The following is a 19,667-nucleotide window of genomic DNA, read 5'->3' on the forward strand; positions in this document are numbered from 1 at the left end:
TCGCGGTATGGCTGCCCCATTACGGCTCGAAGTGATCGTCGCCAGCGTGCGCCCGCAACGGTTCGCGCCGGTGGTGGCGGACTGGTTCCTGCGTGCGGCGAACGCGGACGCGGCGTTCGAGGTGGGCGTCATCGACCTCGCGCATACGCCCCTACCGGTGGATCTCACCGAAGACGCGGAGGTGCGCGCGTTTCAGGAGCGGGTCGGCGCCGCGGATGCCTTCGTGGCGGTGACCTCCGAATACAACCACGGGTATCCGGCCGCGTTGAAGACCGCGCTGGACAGCGCCAAGCGGGAATGGCGAGCCAAGCCGATCGGATTCGTCAGCTACGGCGGGCTGTCGGGCGGGTTGCGGGCGGTCGAGCAGCTACGGCAGGTGGTCGCAGAGATTCATATGGTCTCGATCCGGGAGACCGTGAGCTTCCACGAGGCCAAGCGCAAATTCGATGCCGAGGGCAATACCCAGGACGGCGCCGCCATCGATGCGGCGGATCGGCTGCTGCGGCAACTGGCCTGGTGGGGAAGGGCTTTGCGGTCCGCGCGGGCGGCCGATCCGTATCCGGGCTGATCTCTCGCCATTTTGTACTAATCGTTTCAAAACGTGCTACGGTGAGCCCATGGCACGGCCGAAACAGTTCGACGAGGACCGTGCGGTCGACGCCGCCATGCGAGCGTTCTGGACCGCCGGCTACGAGGGCACCTCGACGCAGGACCTCTGCACCGCTACGGGGCTGGGGCGCAGCAGCATCTACAACACCTTCAGCAGCAAGCGCGATCTGTTCGAGCGGGCACTGCGGCGGTACATGGCCGAGAAGAACTCGGGCACCTTCGCCGTGCTCGACGGCCCGGGTTCGGCGAAAGACAAAGTGCACGCACTGTTCCGGCAGGTGATCGACGCGCCGCACGAGGATCCGCTGGGGTGCCTGGTGGTGAACGCGACCGTCGAAATGGGCCCGCGGGATACCGGGATCGCCGGGCTGCTGAAGCTCGATCAGGAGCGGCGGCTGCATGCCCTCACCGCGATGATCACCGCGGGGCAGCGTACCGGGGAACTCGACAAGAGCAGGGCCGCAACCGATCTGGCGCAGTTCGTGATCGCCGCCATCGGCGGTATGCGGGTCGCGGCGCGCGGGGGTGCGGGGAAGGAAACCCTCGAAGGCATCGCGAATACCGCGCTGAGCTGCCTGTAAACAATGCTGTCGCGCAGTCTCTTTCGCATGCGCAAGTTTTGAACTAATCGATCCAAAACTGAGATCCGAGATCGAAGGAAACACCTATGCCATTGGCCGTCTACATCCTGGGCCTGTCCATCTTCGCCCAGGGCACCTCGGAGCTCATGCTCGCCGGATTGCTCACCGGCATCTCGAATGACCTGCACGTCTCCATACCCCAAGCGGGACTGCTGATCTCGGCCTTCGCCATCGGCATGCTGCTCGGCGCACCCGTACTGGCCATCGCCACCCAACGCTGGTCCCGGCGCACCGCCCTGCTCGCCTTCCTCGCGGTCTTCGCGGCCACCCACGTGGTCGCGGCCTCGACCGCCAGCTACTGGCTGCTGTTCGCCACCCGCATCGTGGGCGCGTTCGTCTATGCCGGGTTCTGGTCGGTCGGCGCGGCCACCGCCATCGCGCTGGTACCCGAGACCGCACGCGGCCGGGCCATGAGCATCGTGGCGGGCGGATTGACGGTCGCCACCATCATCGGCCTGCCCGCAGGCACCTTCATCGGCGACCATCTCGGCTGGCGCGGCGCGTTCTGGACCGTCGCGGGACTGTCCATCGCCGCCATGATCGCCGTCTTCGCCAAGGTGCCCGACACCCGCCCGGCCGAGCCGCCACGGGTGCGAGCGGAGCTGCGAGCCTTGGCGATCCGGCCGGTGTGGCTGCTGTTCGGGACGACCGTACTGACCACCGCCGCACAACTGGTCTCCTTCGGCTACCTGGGTGCGCTGCTCACCGAGACCACGCGGCTGGCGCAGAACTGGGTGCCGGTGGTGCTCGCGGTGTACGGCGCGGGCAGCCTGCTCGGCATCGCCGTGGGCGGCCGGATGGCGGACACCCATCCCACCCGGACCCTGGTCGTCGGCATCTCGGGCGTGATCGTCACCTCGGCGCTACTGGCCTCGACGGCGCACCACCTCGCGCCCGTAGTGGTGCTGGTATTCCTGTTGGGCGCCTTCGCATTCGGCACCAACCCCGTGCTGAACAGCCGCGTGTTCACGCTCGCCCCGGCCGCCGTCACGCTGGGTCCCGCCGGCAATGTGGCCGCCTTCAACGTGGGCATCACCGTCGGTCCGTGGCTGGGTGGGCTGGCCATCGGTGCGGGACTGGGCTATCCGTCCGTCGCCTGGATCGGCGCGGCCCTCGGAGTGGGTGCGCTGGCCTTCGTCGGCTGGTCCCGGGCGCTGCGTCCGGCCACTGCCACTGCTGCCGTGGCTGAGCCTTCTGTCATTGCGTGACAGCGTGAGCGGCTCGCGGGTGGCCGATGTAGGTGGATTCGCGCGGGATGGAGACCAGGGTGAGATCCACCTGGGTGGTGCCGGTGCGGAGGGTGATGCGGTTGCCCGCGGCGTCGGGCTGGTGGATCGAGAGGTCCGGGCGGGTAGCGGGCCAGCCGAGGGGAGTACCGGTGAGATAGAGGGTGGTGACGCCGGCGTGCGGTGCGGGGGCCAGCACACCGTCCACGACCGCGCCGGTGAAATCGGTGTCGGACTGGTGGGTTTCGACCGCGATGGTGAGGCGCTCCGGGTTGCCGATGGTGGTGACCAGTTGCTGCCAGGTCTGGGGGCGGTCGGTGCGGATGAGAATCCGTTCGCCGACCGCCAGCGCCCGGAAGATCAACTGCTGGGCCAGATACAGTTCACCCGCCACGTACACACTCGAAATGCCTTGGCCGATAACCCGTATCGCGACGCCATTGCCCTCGTCATCGGAGCCGAGGAGCTGGCCGCAGCCGGCGGACGGCAGCCACAGGGCATCGGTGTCCTCGATGCCGCGTTCGGCCGTGGGCACGGTGGCGTCGAGACCGGGCACCGCGAAGGGCAGGTGGGCGAGCAGGCTCTCGCGCTGCCGGCCGTTCATGGAGATCATGTGCTGCTGCACGGGATCCAACGGCAGTTCGCGGGTGGTGAGCCGCCAGGCCGCGCCGATGCGCACGGTGCGGGCGTCGCGTCCGGGGCGCAACCGCACGGCCACCGTGGTGCCGCGGGAGGCCGGAACCCACAGCCGGGCCAGTAGATCCGAGTCGATATCGCGGGGATCGACTGCCGCGCCGATATTCACGCTGTTGTTCAGATCGACGCCGCGCCAATGCTGTTTCAGCTCGGCGGGATCCACGCCCGCGGTCACCTGCAGCGCCGCCTGCGCGATCTCGGGTGCGGTGAGCAGGCGGGCGGTGCAGTCGGCGTCCTCGAGGGCGCGCACGATGCGCCGCGTGGCAATGGTGACCGCGCGGCAGGCCCCGTCGAGTCCGCCGCCGCGCCGCTCGGCCGCTTCCGGGCAGGTGAGCGGGTCGAAGGCGATGGCCAGCCAGACCGTGCGATGGGCGGTCGCGGGCAGCGGGCCCAGCAGGGATTCGTAGATCGCGCCGGCGGGCGTACCGGAGCGGCTGCGGTATCCGTGCGAGACGATGTCGATGCCGGTGAGCCGGATATCGTGCTGGCTCAGGCATTTCGCGAGTTCCGCGAGCGGCAGTAGATGCGAGGCCCGGACCGTCGACCGCCCGAGGCGGGTGAGTCCGCCGCGGGGCGGCAGTACCTCGACCACCGCCACGACTCGGCTGCCGTCGCGGTAGAGCCCGAGTGAGCGGCCATCCGCGGCGCGGAAGTCGATGATGTCCGCGGGGGCGCGTCCGCGCCGGGAGCGATAGCGGAGGCGGGTGGCGATCCAAGAGGAAACTGTTCGTTTGCCCAATTCCACTAGAAGCAGCCCGCCGAGCACCACACCCACGCCCAGCGCCCACCGGAACGGCAGCCCGCACAGGCATGCGACCGCCAGCACGACGAGCGCGACCAGCTGTGCCACCAGCACATCGGTGAGCGACGCATGCCCGGAGATCCGGTGCCGCCGCCCGCGCCGAGCGCTCATCGTCATCCCCCAACTGCCGTGCCGGCCCGCCTCGGCGGGACCGCGCGCGAATCAAGGTCCTGGGGAAATGTACTGTATTCGGCGAATCTGTTCCCTGCTCGGGGGAGTTTTCGATGCCGTCCAGACCCACAACGCGATGGCAGGTGAGCGGTTACCGCTTCCTGGTCCGCCGCATGGAGCACGCCCTGGTCCGCCGGGATGTGCGAATGCTGCACGACCCGATGCGCTCGCAATCACGCGCGTTCATGGCCGGATTGATCCTGGCGTGCGTCGCACTGGCAGGTTGCGGTGTATTAGCTCTACTGCGACCACAGGACAAACTGGGCAGCAACAAGATCCTGCTCGGCAAGGACACCGGCGCGGTCTACGTGGTCATCGACAATGTCGTGCACCCCGCCCTGAACCTGGCCTCGGCGCGGCTCGCGGCCGGGGAGGCCGCCAAACCCGCCACCGTCAAGGAATCCGAGCTGGCCAAGAAGCCACGCGGACAACTCATCGGCATTCCGGGCGCCCCCGCCTCACTGAACTTCGACAACAGCGGGAACGGCCGCGCCTGGACCGTCTGCGACATGCTCGCCAATGACGGCAGCCGCAACCTCACCACCTCCGTCCTCGCCGGGACACCGGACCTCGGCGACAAGGCGTCGGCGCTGCCGTCCGGGAAGGCGCTGCTCGTGCAGGGGCGGGACCACACGTACCTCGTCTATGACAATCAACGCGCCCAGCTCGATCTGAACGATCGCGCGGTCGCCGACGCCCTCGACCTGCGCGGCCAGGCACCGCGGCCCATCAGCGAGGGCCTGCTGAACGCCATTCCCGAGGTACTGCCGCTGGCGCCGCCGCGCATCGACAATGCCGGTGCGCCACCGAACTATTCGATCGGTGACCACCGCATCGGCGATGTGGTGCAGGTGCGCACCGACGACAAGTACTACGTGGTGCTCGGCGACGGGCTGCAGCAGGTGTCACCGCTGACCGCCGACATCATTCGCAATGCCTACAAATCCACGGCCGCCGACGACCACATCGCGCAGGCGGACCGCACCGGCGCACCCGTCTCCGCGGCGCTGCCGGTATCCCGATATCCCGATCGCGCACCCGAATTGGTGGACGGCAAGGATCAGCCCGCCGACTGCATGTCCTGGAAGCCGGTGCAGGCCGCCGACAAATCCGACGGCTCCACACACGCCGAGCTGACCGTGCTCACCGGGCATGCCGTGCCGATTCCCGACCGTGCCGCGCTGGTTCCGCTGGCGCAAGCCGACGGCAGCGGCAACAAGGCGGATTCGTTCTACATGAAGCCCGGCGCCGGGGCGTACGTGCAGACCACCGGGCTCGAACCGGACAGTCAGCGGCACGACAGTCTCTACTTCGTCTCCGATTACGGTGTCCGGTACGGCATTCAGAACCTGGAGGCGGCCAAGGCGCTGGGTATGGATCCACAGAGCGTGCGGCCCGAACCCGCGCCGTGGCAGATCGTGGGACTGCTCGCACCGGGGCCGACACTCAGCCGGGAAGCGGCCATGGTGGCGCACGACGGGGTCGCGCCGGATCCGAATCCGGCGAAAGACCCGGTGAAGACCCAGAATTAAATATCGTCCTCGTGCAGGCCGAAGCGGCGGCGCAGGGGGAACGACGCCAGATAGCCGAGTACCAGCAGCAGCACGATGACGCCGCTGCCGATCAGAGCCACATTGCGGGCGGTGTGATCGGGCGCCGGAAGTGGCACGGGGATCGGTAATTGCTTGTCCGCGGCGGGATTCGGCCGTTTGGGCGGGAGATCACCCGGCACCTCGGCGGTCAGGGCGGCGACGGGATCGACGGTGCCGTAACCGATATAGGGATTCCAGCCCTCGCCCGGCGCATGGGCGGTGGACTCGATCCGCTTGACGACATCGGACGCCCGCAGATCCGGGAAGCGTGAACGAACCAGCGCCGCCACCCCGGACACATACGGCGCCGCGAAACTCGTTCCGCTGTATGGCGTCACCTGACCCTGATTGGTGATCTTGGCGGTGGTCAGGCCATTGCTGCGCGGGTCCAGGGAGATGATGTTCTCGCCCGGTGCGGCGACGCCGAGCCATGGGCCGGGCACGGTGAACTTCGAGGGCTGGCCGAACGCATCCACCGAGCCCACCGACAATACGTAGTCGTCCCACCACGCCGGGGCCACGTACGACGACACGTTATTCCACAGATCCGCATTGGGCTGCAAGGGATTCCACCCCGGATTGCTCGCCTTGCAGGTGTCGTTATTGCCCGCCGAGGTGACGATCACGACATCCTTCTCCACCGCCGCGTACTGCACGGCCGCGCCCAGCGCCCCCATTTCGGGACCGTCGGGTTCGCTGGTCGGGCAGGCCACCAGCGAGATATTGATGACCCGCGCCCCCGCATCGGCGGCCCGGCGCACCGCCGAGGCGAGCGCGGAGATCTTGCCGTAGCCGTCGGGCATATCGTCGGGCCCCTTGCCCTGGCCCGCGCCTTTCGCCTGATAGAGCGCACTGGTCTGGCGGATGGTCATGATCCGCGCATCGGGTGCGACACCCGCGAACCCCTGCCCGTCCACCTGCGTCGCCGCGATCAGCCCCGCTACGAGCGTGCCGTGCGCATCGCAATCCTCGGTGCCGTCGCCACCCGCCGCCACATAATCGCCGCCCGGAATGAGACCCGGGAGCCGCGGATGCGGTGACACACCGGTGTCGATCACCGCCACCAATTCCCCTGCCCCACGCGAGAACTGCCACGCCTGCGGCAGATCCAGGGTGCGCTGGGTCGCGGGAACGGTCGGCCCATCGCCACCGGTTTGCGTGCTTATGCACGGCGAATTCGCCGGATGCTCGGTCTCACCGGGCGGCGCCGCCGGACCGCCCGGAGGCAAGAGACCCGGATCGATGGCAGGCGGCCGAGCGAGATGAGCCACGCCCGGCACCGCCCGAGCGGCAGCCGGTTCCGTACCGCCGATCGAAACGCTCAGCGCGAGTATCGATGCGGCCCCGGCAACGCGCCACCAGGCGGCACCGGGTGTGCGGTGCATAGGCAGGGCGCGGTTCCACCGGACTGGAGCGGAACTCCGACGCGAGGTAGGGGCCAGTGCGGCGATCGTCGCCGGCCGGCCCGTCGGCGGGGGTCCGAGCGGCGCGTGCGGGTGGGCGCGGAAATCGCTGCCGCTCACGGTGTGACGTGCCATGGGACCGGTCGGCTCACAGCCCGCGGACCAGTGTGTACAGGCCCGTCACCCAGAACACCAGCGGCACGATCGCGGCCACGAAGGTGTACTCCAGCAGCTCCACTGCGCGGCGCATGGGTGGGGTGGCTTGGCGGCGGGGGACGACGATGCCCAGGACCAGCGCGGCGATCAGGAGGACCAGGGCGGCGGCGAAGACGGCGAGAGGCCGGTGGGCGGTGAAGGAGGCGAATACCAAGAGGGTCAACAGGATTGCGGCGCCACCCGCGATGAGGACCACCGCTTGTTCGGCGCCGGCGTAGGTGCGGCTGCGGAACATCAGGACCACCGCGCACACCAGGGCGAGGGCCAGCCCCGGCCAGTATGGGATGTGGGCGCGGGGTTCGACGGCGGCGACCGCGCCTACGGCGGCCACCACGGTGGTGGCGGCCACCAGGCCGGCGAGGTACTTGCGGGCGCGTTCCGATTTGATGCGCAGCGCCTCCAGGGTCGGCAGGGCGCGGTGATCGTCGGGGTCGTCCTCGGTCGGGTCGATGGGGGTGCCGGGAGCGGGGACCGGGGGCAGCGGGAGTTTGGCGAGCAGCATGGAAAGCCTTGGAGCGAGCGACAATCCGGCCAGTCCGAGTGCGGCGGCGCCCGCGCCGATGGCCTTGCCGGGTACCTCCGTGAGCAGTCCGACCAGTGCGGCCGGGGCGGCATAGAGCGCCAGGACGGCCGCGCCGATGAACAGTCCGAGGCCGACGCCGCTCACGCGCCACGCCAGAATCGCTGTGGCGCCGGTCAATACGGCGCCGAGCAGGATATTCGCCCAGCCGTAGGAGCCGGGTACGAAGAGCATGCCCGCGCTGAAAGCCGGTGGCAGCGCGCAGCCGCCGAGGACGAGGGCGCTGGCGGTGTCTGCGTACATGCGGCTCAGCACCATGCTCGCGATCACCAGCAGCACGGCGACGAAGGCGGCGACGATGCCGCTCACCCAGCCGGGCAGGGCATCCGGCGTGGCGAGCAGGCCGAAGCAACCGGCCAGCATGGTCAGGACCGCGAGAATCGAGCCGGTGCGGCGGGCGGTGCTCGGGGTCCAGCCGCGGAAGCGGTCGGCGTCGGCATTGGCGACGTTGTACATGATGTCGTCGAACAGCGGTGCGGGCGCGGTGTGTTCGGCGCTCTCCAGCATGAGCAGTTCGCCGTCGCGGACCTGCTGTTCGGCGAGGCTGAGCGAGTTGGAGAACGGCGACTGCCCGATGCGGGCGAGCACCCACTCGTGCGGCTCGAATTGCTCGCCGTCATTGTCGAAGTCATTGGCGCGCCCGTGCTGGGCGACCATATCGACGACGCTGGGGATGACGAGCGCGACCGGGACGTCCACCGGGATGGCCATATCGACCTGGGTGTGCTTGGCCAGGATGGTGACCCGCGCGAGATCGGGGGCACGGACGGTGCCGCGGAGGTCCTCGAGCTGATCCGGTCGTGCCTGTGTCACACGTCCCCCAACGTTTGTCGTCGTGTCGTGCAGCCGCGCCGCTCTGAAATGCGGAAATGCTGCCAGCACTCTAATCCATCGAGGATGCTGGACGTACACTGAGCCGCAGTCCAGCCACTCTATGGGGGATTTATCCGATCCATGAGCACTGTCCGGTTCCAGCGCCGTCCACGCCGGGAGACGCCACGTTCACCGGGCGGTGAAGTGACTCTGCAACCGCCGCCCGAGATCCCGCGCGCGGTCCCCGCGAACCTTTTCACCAAACTCATGCCGCTCGTCATGGTGGTCGCCATGCTCGGCATGGTCGTGCTCATGTTCACCTCGGGCAGCGGCATCGCCACCAACCCGATGAGCCTCATGTTCCCGGTCATGATGGTCTTCTCCATGATCGGCATGTACGCAGGTCAAGGCGGCAAAGGGCAGAAGGCCGGAGAAGCCGACGAGGACCGCAAGGACTACCTGCGCTACCTCGATCAGGTACGCCGCGACGTCGAGGTGACCGCACAGCAGCAACGCGCCGCCATCGAATGGAGTCACCCCGAACCCGGCCTGGTGTGGATGCTGGCCGGCACCTCCCGCATGTGGGAACGCAGGCCCGGCGACAAGGACTTCTGCCACGCCCGCATCGGCCTCGGCAGCCAGCGGCTGGCCACCCGGCTGGTGGCCCCGGAGACCGGCCCGGTGGAGGAACTGGAACCGATAGCTGCGGTGTCGCTGAGGCGCTTCGTGCGCACCCATTCGACCGTCCCCGAACTGCCCACCGCCATAGCCGTGAAGGGCTTCGCGAGCATCCAGCTCACCGGCGACCGCGCCCAGGCCCGCGAGATGACCCGCGCCATGCTGCTGCAGCTCGCCATGTTCCAGGGACCCGATCAGATACTCGTCGCCGTCGTCTGCGGACCGGACACCGCCCGCGAATGGGAATGGGTCAAATGGCTGCCGCACACCCAGCATCCGGAATCCCAGGACGGCGTCGGCACCGAACGCATGCTGTACGGATCCATCCGGCAGGCGCACACGAGCCTGCAACCACTGCTGTACAACCGGGTCCGCTACTCCCGCAACCAGCCGCCCGACCCGAACCTGGTACAGATCGTGCTGGTGGTGGACGGCGGACTCCTCGAAGCCGAGGAAGATCCCTTGCGGGAGACCGGATTCGAAGGCGTCACCGTCATCGACCTGTGCGGGTACGCACCACGACTGGCCGCCTCCCGCGGGATTCAGATGGTGGTGGAGGACGGCGAATGCTCGGGCCGAGGCGCCACCGGCGTCATGGAACGGTTCGCCGGCATCGACCGGATCAGTGTCGGCGAGGCGGAACAGGCCGCGCGGCGGCTCGCGCCCTACCGGGCCGCGACCCAGCGCGCCGCCGAGGCCACCGGCGAAGCGGGCGAAGTGATCTCGACCTGGAACCAGCTGCTCGGACTCGGCGATATCGGATCCTTCACGCCCGAGACGGCCTGGCAGCCGCGCTACGGGCGGGAGCGGCTGCGCGTCCCGTTCGGTGTCGGCGCGGACGGGCTGCCGGTGGTGCTGGACATCAAGGAGGCCGCCGAGGGCGGCATGGGACCGCACGGTCTGTGTATCGGCGCCACCGGTTCGGGCAAGTCGGAATTCCTGCGCACGCTGGTGCTTTCGCTCATCGCCACGCACTCACCGGATCAGTTGAACTTCGTGCTCGTCGACTTCAAGGGTGGTGCGACCTTCCTGGGTTTGGAAGGGGTCGCGCATGTCGCGGCCATCATCACCAACCTGGAAGAGGAAGCCGACCTCGTCGACCGCATGCGCGACGCGCTCGCCGGAGAGATGAATCGGCGGCAGGAACTGCTGCGCGCGGCAGGCAATTTCGCGAATGTCTCCGAATACGAGAAGGCGCGCGCGGCCGGCGCGGACCTCGACCCCATGCCCGCGCTGTTCGTGGTGCTGGACGAGTTCTCCGAACTGCTGTCGCAGCATCCGGATTTCGCGGAACTGTTCACCATGATCGGGCGGCTGGGGCGATCACTGCATGTGCATCTGCTGCTGGCTTCGCAGCGGCTGGAAGAGGGGCGGCTCAAGGGACTCGAGAGTCATCTGTCCTATCGGATCGGCTTGAAGACGTTCTCCGCCAATGAATCCCGGCAGGTGCTGGGCGTGCCCGACGCTTATAACCTGCCAGGCAATCCCGGTGGCGGGTACCTCAAGTCCGACTCGGGCGAGATCCAGCGCTTCCAGTCCGCCTACGTGTCCGGGCCGTATATCGGCGGCGGATCGCAGGGGGACACCGCCGTCGCCACCCGGCGCGGCGATATCGATGCCACCGCGCGGCCCTTCACTGCCAACCATGTGGGATTCCGTGCCAGTGACCATATTCCGGCTCCGGAACTGCCCGAACTCGTCGAGGCGCAGCCCGATACCGATCAGATCTCCAACCTGCAGATGCTGGTGTCACGGGTGCGCGGCCACGGCCGGCCCGCCCACGAGATCTGGCTGCCGCCGCTGGACGAGGCGCCCACCCTGGATCAGCTGATCCCGCGCTCGGTGCTCACCGGGGACTGGAATCCCGTTGCCACCCTGCGGGCCCCGATCGGCATCGTGGACCGGCCCTACGATCAGCGGCGCGATCCGCTGATCGTGGATCTGTCCGGTTCGCGCGGCAATGTGGCGGTGGTCGGCGGTCCGCAGTCCGGTAAGTCCACGGCCTTGCGGACGCTCGTAATGGCAATGTCGTTGACGCACACCGCCGAACAGGTGCAGTTCTACTGCCTCGACTTCGGTGGCGGCACCATGGTCGGGCTGGAGGGGTTGCCGCAGGTCGGCGCCGTCGCCGGGCGCATGGAGGGCGACAAGGTGCGGCGCACGGTCGCCGAGACGGTCAGCATCGTGCGCCAGCGCGAGGCGCGGTTCCGGCAGCTCGGCGTCGAATCCATGCCGGAGTTCCGGCGGCTGCGGGCCGCCGACCCGGCCACCGCGCCCGCGGTCATGGGCGTGCACGAGGATCCGTTCGGTGACGTATTCCTGGTGATCGACGGGTACGGGATCTTCCGGCAGGAGTTCGAACTGCTGGAACAGACCGTCATGAACCTTGCGGTGCAAGGACTTTCGTACGGGGTGCACGTGGTCATCGCGCTCAACCGGTGGGCGGAGGCGCGGCCCGCGCTCAAGGATCAGATCGGGACGCGCGTCGAACTGCGGCTGGGCGATCCCATGGACTCCGACCTCGGGCGCAAGTTCGCGGCCCAGGTACCCATGGGGCGGCCCGGTCGCGGTATGACCGCCGAATGCCTGCACATGCTCACCGCGGTACCGCGCATCGACTCCGATCCGGATCCCGCCACGCTGGGAATCGGTGTGGCACAGGCTGTTTCGGCCATCGCGCAGGCGATGCCCGGGCGGCCCGCCCCGCGGGTGCGGATGCTGCCGGAGCGGCTGCCCCGCGAGGAACTGCTGCGGTTGTGCGATGACTGGCCCGCTCATCTGGAATCGGCCGGCAAATGCCTGCGATTCCCGCTCGGCATCAACGAATCCGAGCTGGCGCCGGTGTTCCTGGACTTCGCGTCGAGTCCGCACTTCGTGGTCATCGGTGATTCGGAGAGCGGGAAGACCACGCTGCTGCGGTCACTCGTGGAGTCGATCTGCGCGGCGAACACACCGGACCAGGCGCGGATCATCCTGGGCGACTATCGGCGGACCATGCTCGGCACGGTGCCCGAGGGATACCTCGCCGGATACGGCACGACGGCGCCGCAATTCACCCAGCAGATGGCCGATCTGGCCGCCTACGTCACCCAGCGCCTGCCGGGACCGGACGTGACGCCGCAGCAGCTGAAGGATCGTTCCTGGTGGAGCGGACCGGAGATCTACCTGATCGTCGACGACTACGACCTGGTGGCGACCGCCAGCGGCAATCCCATGCACGCCCTGGTCGACCACCTGGCCCACGCCCGGGACCTCGGATTCCACGTGATCATCGCGCGCCGCTCCGGCGGCGCCGGCCGGGCCATGTACGAGGCCACCCTCAACCGCATGAAGGAACTCAACGCCGCCTCCTTGGTGATGAGCTGCAGCCGCGACGAAGGCATCCTCTTCGGCACCACCCGCCCCGCCCTCATGCCGCCCGGCCGCGGCACCTACGGCACCCGCGCCGGCGAGGACCTCATCCAACTCGGCTGGCTACCCACCCTCTGACAGTCCGAGGCCTGGCCTCCCCTCCGAACGCACGAGCGCCCCGGCATACCTGCCGGGGTGCACGTAATTCTGCTGCCGCTGGGCAGTTCAGAAGAGGCCCGCGAGGGCGGTGTCCTTGGCCTGGAGTTCGGCATTGCCGGTGCGGACCAGGGTGGCCGCGCCGCCGAGGGTGGTGTTGAGCTGGCCGACGTGGACGTTCCACGTGCGCTGCAGGTCGGCGAACGCGTCGTTGGCGTCGCCCTTCCAGTTGTTGGCCACGAACTCCTCCACCCGGCGGTGGAAGGCCTCCAGCTGGTCGCGGATGCCTTCCGCGCGCCGCAGGATGGAGTTCGCGCCGTCCTCGACGCCCGCGAAATGCGCCGAGATGACCTGACCGTTTGCTGCCGACATAGTTTGTTTCCTTTGCCGAGTTATCGAAAAGCGAATGATTCGAACCGGGTTAGACCGGAGGCAGATCCAGACTGGAAATCTGCGCATTGACCTGGGATGCGTAGTTCTGGTCGTGCTCTTCGTAGTTCGAACCGACCTTGACGAGGTTCTCGGCCGTGTTCATGAGCTTGTCGTTGAGTTTCTCGGCCTGGTAGTAGTAGCGCTGCATGAAGGCATCGAAGGCCTGGCGCGCGCCGCCCTCCCATTTGGAGCCGACGGTGGTGGCCTCCTCGTCGCGCTTCAGGTCGCTGATCAATTGCATCAGTTCCTGATGGGTCTGCTTGAACTCCTGGGCCTTGGCCTGGATGAGCTCATTACTGGCTTCGAATGCACCGGCCACGGTGCCTCCTTTCGATACGCGGGCTGACGACCCCTATGCAGTGATTGGACGTGGGTCGCGTCCCGGCGGTTCCACCCCTGCTACAGCAATTCGTCAGCACACTATCGAAGTATCGGTACCGCTGACCAGCCCTTACCGGTCACGCGTGACATCCTCCACGCGAGACGGACCTCACATCCGGGCTACCACGTGCTGTTCGCCATCAGGGCGTACTGCGCCGCGACCCGCTGCTGCACATCGGCCAACTGGTCGGATTCCACGGTCGCGACGTACCGGCGATAGGTGACCGCGCACCGATACCGTTTGATCGTCAGATCATCCTTGGTGGCCGACTCGCCGCATTTCGCATCGGGAACCGCCGCCGGCGCGTCGGCGGCGCCCGGATAAGCCGGATCCAGAATTGTGGACCAGAGTTGTTTCGCCGCTTGCGGATCCCGCGCCCGGAACAACATCGTGATGCCCGAGGTGTTGTATCCGGACAGCGAGAAACGATCCACGCCGCTCGCGGTGAGCAGGCGCTGCCAGTAACTCTGATCCTTCACTCGCTGAAGAAATCCGCGCGGCTCGTAAACGCCTTCGGAGGTCAGATCGGGCATACCCAAGCCATCGGTGCTGAGAGTTTGCCGGAGCATACCGTCCGGATCGTAGTCCAAACGTAGAATGGCTTCACGGTCAAGCGGTTTCAGCGAATCCAGCAGCGGCACCTGCGCGTCGAAGACCTGCTGCGCGAGCGCGGACAGCTGATCCAGATTCGGATCCTTCACCCCCGCGAAGACGTGGATGACATAGCTGCCGTGCGCCATGTAACTACCGATGGAAGCGATGCCGGGCCGCCAATGCGTATGCGCTGCCGCGTATTTCGGTAGCGAGACGCGCTGATTGACATCCGCCGCGACCGCGAAATCGGCATCGTCGAGCTCGGTCGCCGCCTTGGCCGCGGCCGCGTCGTCCGGGAACTGCATGACGACCACGGAGGTCCACATGCCCTCCTTGACGCGTTTGCCCGCGTCGCCGAGGGAGTCGGCGGCGCTCGCGGCGACACCGAACATCATCCCGTTACCGGTGAGCGCGGGCGCCGCATTGGCGGCCAGCACCTGGGTGGCCCCGTCGGTATCGCTGAAACCGGCTGTCCCGGTGCCGTATTTCAGCTTCGGATCGACATCCGGCCCGACCACCACCTGCCCGGCCAGGCGCATGGTCGCCAGCGTGGTCCCGTTGTCCAGGGCGTGGAAGTAGTGATAGCGCAGGTCCAGCGGATCGGTGTTGTAACTGCCGACATCCAGTTTCCGGACGTCGATCTCGCCGGGCAGGGCGGTGCCGTTGCGCGTACTGCCGCAACCCGTCAAGGCCAGCGCGGCAATGACGATGGCGGCCCACCGAATTCGTCGTGAATGCATCGAATGTTCCCTCGGCACTTCGTCAGTGGGCGTTGACCAGCATGGCGTACTGCGCGGCAATGCGCTGCTGCACGTCGAGCAACTGGTTCGCCGAGAGCTCGGCGACGTAGCGATCGTGGGCGACCCAGCAGTAATACGAGATCGCGGCGAAGGCGGGACCGACATACTGCCGGCACACGGCATTGGGCAGGTTCGGCGGCGGATCGATGGCCTTGAAGGTCCGCGAGGTCTCGGCGCGCTCATCGATCAGCTTCTCCGCCGACTGATAGTCGCGGGTGCGGAACACGTATCCGCCCTTCCAGGCGACCCGGTCCACGCCGGCCTCGGTGAGCGATCTGGTGTCGTCGTCGCCCTGGATCAGCTGCAATCCGCCGTGCAGTTCATAGATTCCGGGGATACCCGCCTGCGAGGCGTCGTCCAGGATCGTGGGCAGGGTGCGGCCGAGTACCCCGTCCATATCGATCGGCAGGTCCGCCAGCTTGTCGCTGGGCGTGGCGGGGAATTTCGCCAATGCCGGCGGGATGACATCCAGGCTGCGCTGTACGTGCGCGGCGAGTTTCGCCTGATCCTGGTTTTTCAACGCACCCATGACATTGTCGAAGACCCGGGTGAAGACGACGAATTTGCCGGTGGCGTACCAGGATCGGATGAGACCGGGCATGGTGTCGTCGGTGTAGGCGAAGGCGGCCGAGTACTTGTCGATCGAGACCCGCTGCTTCGGATGGTCGGCGGTGAGATCGGTTTGTCCCAGGGCCTGCGCGGCGGCGGTGGCGGAGGCTTCGTCCGAGAAGATCAGCACTATGTTCTCGAGCTCGTACGACAGCTCGTCGGCCTCGTCCGACTTCCCGGTGGTGACGAATCCGGATACGAAGCCCTTGGCGGCCGCGTTCATGGCGCCCGCGTCGGCGTCGATGCGCTGCTTCATGGCCCCGGACCCGAAGTCGATGAACGGGCGGATCGCCGCGGCCATGGGCTGGCCGGCGTACTTCACGGCCGGATCCACCTCGACGGGCAGCGGAATGTAATCGGCCAGTCGCTCCGCCTCGAGCGCCCGCGCCTGATCCAGATTGACCGCCTTGCCGTACAGCTTGGGCTGCGTCGCCAGATTGCCGGTATCCAGTTTCGACAGGTCGATGGCCGGTTCCGGCGGATACGCCGGTTTCGCGGGCCCGGAATCGGATCCGCAGGCGGCGGTCATGACGACCGCCAGCGCCGTCCCCGCGGTCACCGCCGCACGCACGAATTTCCGCATGTTCTCCCCCTCGAAATGGCCGATCGGCCACACCCTACTTCACGCGGTTGTGCAGCACCGGGACCAACTTGTTGATCAAGGTCTGCTGCGAATCGGGCGTCCAATTGCGCATGGCCGCGACCGCGGAAGCATCGTCGAGCGGAATTACCACGGCCCGTGAGCTGGTGATTTCACTGGGCAGGCCGAGTAGTCCACCGCCACCGGCCTTCTCATCGCTGCGGACGGCGATGATGTACGAATTGTCCGGCACGGTCAGGGATCCCCAGTCACCGGACGGCCGCGGCGAGGGCTCGTTGCCATTGGGCGCGTAATTCAAGTTGTAGACGAAGCCGAGGCTCTCCAGGAACTTCGCCTGCGGGGTGCCGTCCAGATAGATGCTGTACTTCGTGTCGTACTGCGTGCCCGTGACATCGACCATGGTGACGGTCTTGCCCTGGAACGCCGGATTGTTCTGACGGGCCTGATCCAGCGTCGCCGGCACCGCGGCCGCGGTCGTGCCGGCCGGCGCGGTGGAGCTGGCGGCCGCGACATTCTTGCTGTCACTACCGCCCAGGGTCACGATGCCGATGCCCACCGCCAGCGCGACGACCACGGCCGCCGCGCCCGCACCGATGTACAGGCGTAGTCGCTTCTTCGACGGCGCCGTCCGCTGCTGCGTACCGGTCAGCGTGGCGGAAGCGGCCGTGTAGCTGCCGGTTTCACCGCGGTGCAACAGACCCGGCGGGGCGACCTGAATCGGATAGGTCGGTGAGGTGTTGTTGCCCAGCGGATTCCAGCCGGGCGTCAGCACATTGGCCACCGCATCGGTGAACTCGCGGCACGAGTTGTAGCGGTCCGCGGGGTTCTTCGCCATACCCCGCGCGATGACGGCGTCGATCGCCTCCGGCAGATGCGGGTTGACGGCCGTCGCACGCGGCGGCGGCTCGTGCAGATGACCCATCATCACCAGCGCGGGCTGCGTTGCGGGATAAGGATTCTGGCCGGTCAGCATCTTATAGAAGGAGCAGGCCAGGCTGTACAGATCGGAGCGGTGGTCCAGATGATCGCCCGCCAGCTGCTCCGGTGGCGCATATGCGATGGTGGCCACGAAACTGCCGGTCTGAGTGAGCTCGGTGGTGTCCTCGGTGGACTTGGCCACGCCGAAATCGGCCAGCAGCGCGCGCTCCTCCTCGCCGTCCACCGTGGTGAGCAGGAAGTTCGCGGGCTTCACATCGCGGTGCAGCAGATTGCGGCGATGCGCGTAATCCAGGCCGCGGCCGATCTGCGCGGTGATGCCGAGCGCGCGCAGCGGGGTCATGGCGGTGGCGTCACGCTTCATCTCCGCGGACGCGTCGGTGCCGTCCACGTACTGCATGGCGATCCAGAGCCGGCCGTTCTCCTCACCACGATTGTGCACCGCGACGATATTCGGGTGATCCAGCCCGGCAACGACATTGGCCTCGCGTTCGAAACGGCCACGGAACTCGTCATTGCTGGTGAGATCCACCGACAGCACCTTGAGCGCGTCCATGCGCGGCAACTGCGGATGCTTGGCGAGATAGACGGTGCCCATCCCGCCCGAGCCGAGGACCCGAACGACTCGGTAGCCGCCGACGATGGTGCCGGGACTCATCGCCATGCTCGGAACTCCTGGGTCGACTCGGTAGGTGCTAGCCGGAGCTTACTGGAGGGCTGACCAGGTGTCCGGGTCGATAACCCCGGCGCCGCCCGGCGTGTGGCGCCGCCCGGACGCGACGGCACGTAACCTGGTCCATGTGCTGCACATGCCCTGCCCTGCCCAGTCCGGGGGCCGGTTCCATTGATGGATCGGCAGGTCGAGGTTGTCGCGGGCAATCATGTGGTCAGCAGAGTGGCGGGAGCCCTGATCGTGGTCGCGCACCGCGAACGCGGCCGATTGACAGCGGAATCCCGGGCCGCGGTCGCGGCCCGCGCACTGTCCGAACTGGTCACGGCGGCCACCGAACAGGCACCGGACGGTCCCGGGCGGCTGGTGGCACGGCACGCCACCCGCTGGCTCATGAAGGACGCCGAACGCATTTCACCCGGGGAGGCCATCGAGTTCGGCATCCTGTCCGCCGCGGACATCGGGGGAGTGGCCATCTTCCTGCACGGCTCGGTCACCGCGGTGCTGGCCGGGCAGGCCGTCGAGTACTACCGCGGCAGCGATGCCGCCTTCACCGTCGACCGCGTCGCCGAACATCCGGCGCGGGCCGCCGCACTGTTCATCGACGAAGAACGCCGCCGGCCACCGGAACTGCCCGAACGCGGAATCGGTTCACTGATCGAGGGTGTCGCGGCGGCCGCGGGCGCCGTGGTCTGGTTCGACGGCGACGCCGCACGCCCCCGGCCCTCGGCGCGCGCCGAGGCGGGACGCCACCGGGCGGAGGTACCGCCGCCGACCGCCGCCTTCGACGCGGAACCGCGGCCGATCGCGCTGGACCCCGACCTGACTCCGACCCGCACCTCCAACCGACTACCGGCCGACCTCTACCTGGACACCGAAACCCCGGAAATCCAGCGCGAATCGAAGTCGAGCGTGGACCGCCCGGCCGATGCACGGGTACGTGCCGGATCGTCGGACTCCGATGATTCGGGGGTGAGTGCCGAATTACCGGTCTCCCCGGTCGATCCGGAGACGGAGACCGATATTCCCGCTGCGACGGCCGATCCGGAGACCGATATACCTGCGGCCGATCCCGCGACCGAAGCCGTCGGTTCGGTTGCGGCGGTGGATCTGCATCATGCGCCGACCGAGATGGGCGGGGCGCCCGAGACGGCCGGCACCAATCCCGCACCCAAACTGGATCCGGATCTGCAGCGGCGGCTGGAGGCCACCGCCAAGGCCAGTGCGCTCACCGTGAAGGTGCTCGGATTCAAATGCGCGCGAGCGCATCCCAGTGACCCGCGCGCGGCGTTCTGCACGGTCTGCGGGATGCCGGTGGATCAGACCCAGCAGGTCGCCGAGGTGATCCGGCCGCCACTGGGCATGCTGGTGCTCGACGACGGTCTCACCTATATGTTGTCCGCCGACGCCGTGGTGGGCCGGGATCCGGAACAGTCCGACGCGGCCCGGGCGGGGCTGTCGCCCTTGCGGATCGAGGACTCCTCCGGCGGCATGTCCCGTGCGCACGCCGAAATCCGGCTGGTGAAATGGGATGTCACCGTGGTGGATCGGGGCTCGACGAACGGCACCCGGGTGCGATTGCCGGGTTATCGGGATTGGGTTCGGCTGCAACCGAATCAGCCGCTGACCCTGACGCCGGGCGCGGAGATCATGCTCGGGAATCGGATGCTGCGGCTGGAGCCGGTCGCGCCACCGCCGTTCGGCTAGGC

The 19,667-nt window shown here is 67.8% G+C and carries 14 protein-coding genes; 6 read left to right on the forward strand and 8 right to left on the reverse strand.

All coding sequences use genetic code 11. The features are described from left to right. The first annotated feature begins 7 nt into the window (after nucleotides 1–7). The 3 genes from ACIP5Y_RS43570 (at nucleotide 8) to ACIP5Y_RS43580 (ending at nucleotide 2,458) form a co-directional block, all read left to right on the forward strand. Nucleotides 8–568 carry an NADPH-dependent FMN reductase gene (locus ACIP5Y_RS43570; protein WP_400359375.1) on the forward strand — a complete coding sequence of 187 codons (561 nt, stop codon included), beginning with the start codon at nucleotides 8–10 and terminating at the stop codon, nucleotides 566–568. A gap of 49 nt (nucleotides 569–617) precedes the next feature. Beyond that, on the forward strand, nucleotides 618–1,190 hold the full coding sequence (locus ACIP5Y_RS43575) for a TetR/AcrR family transcriptional regulator (protein ID WP_400359376.1): 573 nt from the start codon (nucleotides 618–620) through the stop codon (nucleotides 1,188–1,190). Nucleotides 1,191–1,276: 86 nt separating this feature from the next. Beyond that, on the forward strand, nucleotides 1,277–2,458 hold the full coding sequence (locus tag ACIP5Y_RS43580; RefSeq protein WP_400359378.1) for a Cmx/CmrA family chloramphenicol efflux MFS transporter: 1,182 nt from the start codon (nucleotides 1,277–1,279) through the stop codon (nucleotides 2,456–2,458). Here the strand turns inward: ACIP5Y_RS43580 and eccE are convergent. Beyond that, the gene (gene eccE / locus ACIP5Y_RS43585) at nucleotides 2,448–4,085 is read right to left on the reverse strand and encodes a type VII secretion protein EccE (RefSeq protein ID WP_400359379.1); all 1,638 of its coding nucleotides are present in this window, start codon (nucleotides 4,083–4,085) and stop codon (nucleotides 2,448–2,450) included. The genes ACIP5Y_RS43580 and eccE overlap by 11 nt on opposite strands. Before the next feature lie 113 nt (nucleotides 4,086–4,198). On the opposite strand from eccE, the gene eccB reads away from it, so the two are divergent. Beyond that, entirely contained in the window at nucleotides 4,199–5,677 is a 1,479-nt protein-coding gene (eccB, locus tag ACIP5Y_RS43590) for a type VII secretion protein EccB (RefSeq protein ID WP_400359381.1), read from the forward strand. On the opposite strand, the gene mycP is transcribed toward eccB, so the two are convergent. Next, the gene (gene mycP, locus ACIP5Y_RS43595; protein WP_400359383.1) at nucleotides 5,674–7,122 is read right to left on the reverse strand and encodes a type VII secretion-associated serine protease mycosin; all 1,449 of its coding nucleotides are present in this window, start codon (nucleotides 7,120–7,122) and stop codon (nucleotides 5,674–5,676) included. The genes eccB and mycP overlap by 4 nt on opposite strands. Before the next feature lie 166 nt (nucleotides 7,123–7,288). Next, a complete protein-coding gene (gene eccD / locus ACIP5Y_RS43600) occupies nucleotides 7,289–8,749 on the reverse strand; it encodes a type VII secretion integral membrane protein EccD (RefSeq protein ID WP_400359384.1) in 1,461 nt (486 codons plus the stop codon). A gap of 141 nt (nucleotides 8,750–8,890) precedes the next feature. Between eccD and eccCa the strand changes: the two genes are divergently transcribed. Beyond that, nucleotides 8,891–12,916 carry a type VII secretion protein EccCa gene (gene eccCa, locus ACIP5Y_RS43605; protein WP_400359386.1) on the forward strand — a complete coding sequence of 1,342 codons (4,026 nt, stop codon included), beginning with the start codon at nucleotides 8,891–8,893 and terminating at the stop codon, nucleotides 12,914–12,916. A gap of 87 nt (nucleotides 12,917–13,003) precedes the next feature. On the opposite strand, the gene ACIP5Y_RS43610 is transcribed toward eccCa, so the two are convergent. The 5 genes from ACIP5Y_RS43610 to ACIP5Y_RS43630 all read right to left on the reverse strand — a co-directional run bounded on the left by ACIP5Y_RS43610 (nucleotide 13,004) and on the right by ACIP5Y_RS43630 (nucleotide 17,952). Continuing rightward, entirely contained in the window at nucleotides 13,004–13,306 is a 303-nt protein-coding gene (locus ACIP5Y_RS43610) for a WXG100 family type VII secretion target (protein ID WP_400359388.1), read from the reverse strand. 49 nt (nucleotides 13,307–13,355) lie between these two features. Next, entirely contained in the window at nucleotides 13,356–13,685 is a 330-nt protein-coding gene (locus ACIP5Y_RS43615) for a WXG100 family type VII secretion target (protein WP_397006615.1), read from the reverse strand. Nucleotides 13,686–13,867: 182 nt separating this feature from the next. Continuing rightward, on the reverse strand, nucleotides 13,868–15,082 hold the full coding sequence (locus ACIP5Y_RS43620; protein WP_400359390.1) for a hypothetical protein: 1,215 nt from the start codon (nucleotides 15,080–15,082) through the stop codon (nucleotides 13,868–13,870). Nucleotides 15,083–15,104: 22 nt separating this feature from the next. Next, nucleotides 15,105–16,334 carry a hypothetical protein gene (locus ACIP5Y_RS43625; RefSeq protein ID WP_400359392.1) on the reverse strand — a complete coding sequence of 410 codons (1,230 nt, stop codon included), beginning with the start codon at nucleotides 16,332–16,334 and terminating at the stop codon, nucleotides 15,105–15,107. A gap of 34 nt (nucleotides 16,335–16,368) precedes the next feature. After that, a complete protein-coding gene (locus tag ACIP5Y_RS43630) occupies nucleotides 16,369–17,952 on the reverse strand; it encodes a serine/threonine-protein kinase (protein ID WP_400359393.1) in 1,584 nt (527 codons plus the stop codon). Between the two features lie 183 nt (nucleotides 17,953–18,135). Here ACIP5Y_RS43630 and ACIP5Y_RS43635 point away from each other — a divergent pair, with 183 nt between their 5' ends. After that, nucleotides 18,136–19,665, forward strand: a complete 1,530-nt coding sequence (locus tag ACIP5Y_RS43635; RefSeq protein WP_400359394.1) for an FHA domain-containing protein — start codon at nucleotides 18,136–18,138, stop codon at nucleotides 19,663–19,665. The last annotated feature ends 2 nt before the right edge of the window (nucleotides 19,666–19,667 follow it).

It is taken from the genome of Nocardia sp. NPDC088792, assembly GCF_044750615.1.
Lineage (GTDB): Bacteria > Actinomycetota > Actinomycetes > Mycobacteriales > Mycobacteriaceae > Nocardia.

What these genes read in the sequence shown, in the direction of transcription:
- ACIP5Y_RS43570 (WP_400359375.1), top strand. Translation starts at nt 8, where the DNA reads ATGGCTGCCCCATTACGGCTCGAAGTGATCGTCGCCAGCGTGCGCCCG.
- ACIP5Y_RS43575 (WP_400359376.1), top strand. Translation starts at nt 618, where the DNA reads ATGGCACGGCCGAAACAGTTCGACGAGGACCGTGCGGTCGACGCCGCC.
- ACIP5Y_RS43580 (WP_400359378.1), top strand. Translation starts at nt 1,277, where the DNA reads ATGCCATTGGCCGTCTACATCCTGGGCCTGTCCATCTTCGCCCAGGGC.
- eccE (WP_400359379.1), bottom strand. Translation starts at nt 4,085, where the DNA reads ATGAGCGCTCGGCGCGGGCGGCGGCACCGGATCTCCGGGCATGCGTCG.
- eccB (WP_400359381.1), top strand. Translation starts at nt 4,199, where the DNA reads ATGCCGTCCAGACCCACAACGCGATGGCAGGTGAGCGGTTACCGCTTC.
- mycP (WP_400359383.1), bottom strand. Translation starts at nt 7,122, where the DNA reads ATGCACCGCACACCCGGTGCCGCCTGGTGGCGCGTTGCCGGGGCCGCA.
- eccCa (WP_400359386.1), top strand. Translation starts at nt 8,891, where the DNA reads ATGAGCACTGTCCGGTTCCAGCGCCGTCCACGCCGGGAGACGCCACGT.
- ACIP5Y_RS43610 (WP_400359388.1), bottom strand. Translation starts at nt 13,306, where the DNA reads ATGTCGGCAGCAAACGGTCAGGTCATCTCGGCGCATTTCGCGGGCGTC.
- ACIP5Y_RS43620 (WP_400359390.1), bottom strand. Translation starts at nt 15,082, where the DNA reads ATGCATTCACGACGAATTCGGTGGGCCGCCATCGTCATTGCCGCGCTG.
- ACIP5Y_RS43625 (WP_400359392.1), bottom strand. Translation starts at nt 16,334, where the DNA reads ATGCGGAAATTCGTGCGTGCGGCGGTGACCGCGGGGACGGCGCTGGCG.
- ACIP5Y_RS43630 (WP_400359393.1), bottom strand. Translation starts at nt 17,952, where the DNA reads ATGGCGATGAGTCCCGGCACCATCGTCGGCGGCTACCGAGTCGTTCGG.
- ACIP5Y_RS43635 (WP_400359394.1), top strand. Translation starts at nt 18,136, where the DNA reads ATGGATCGGCAGGTCGAGGTTGTCGCGGGCAATCATGTGGTCAGCAGA.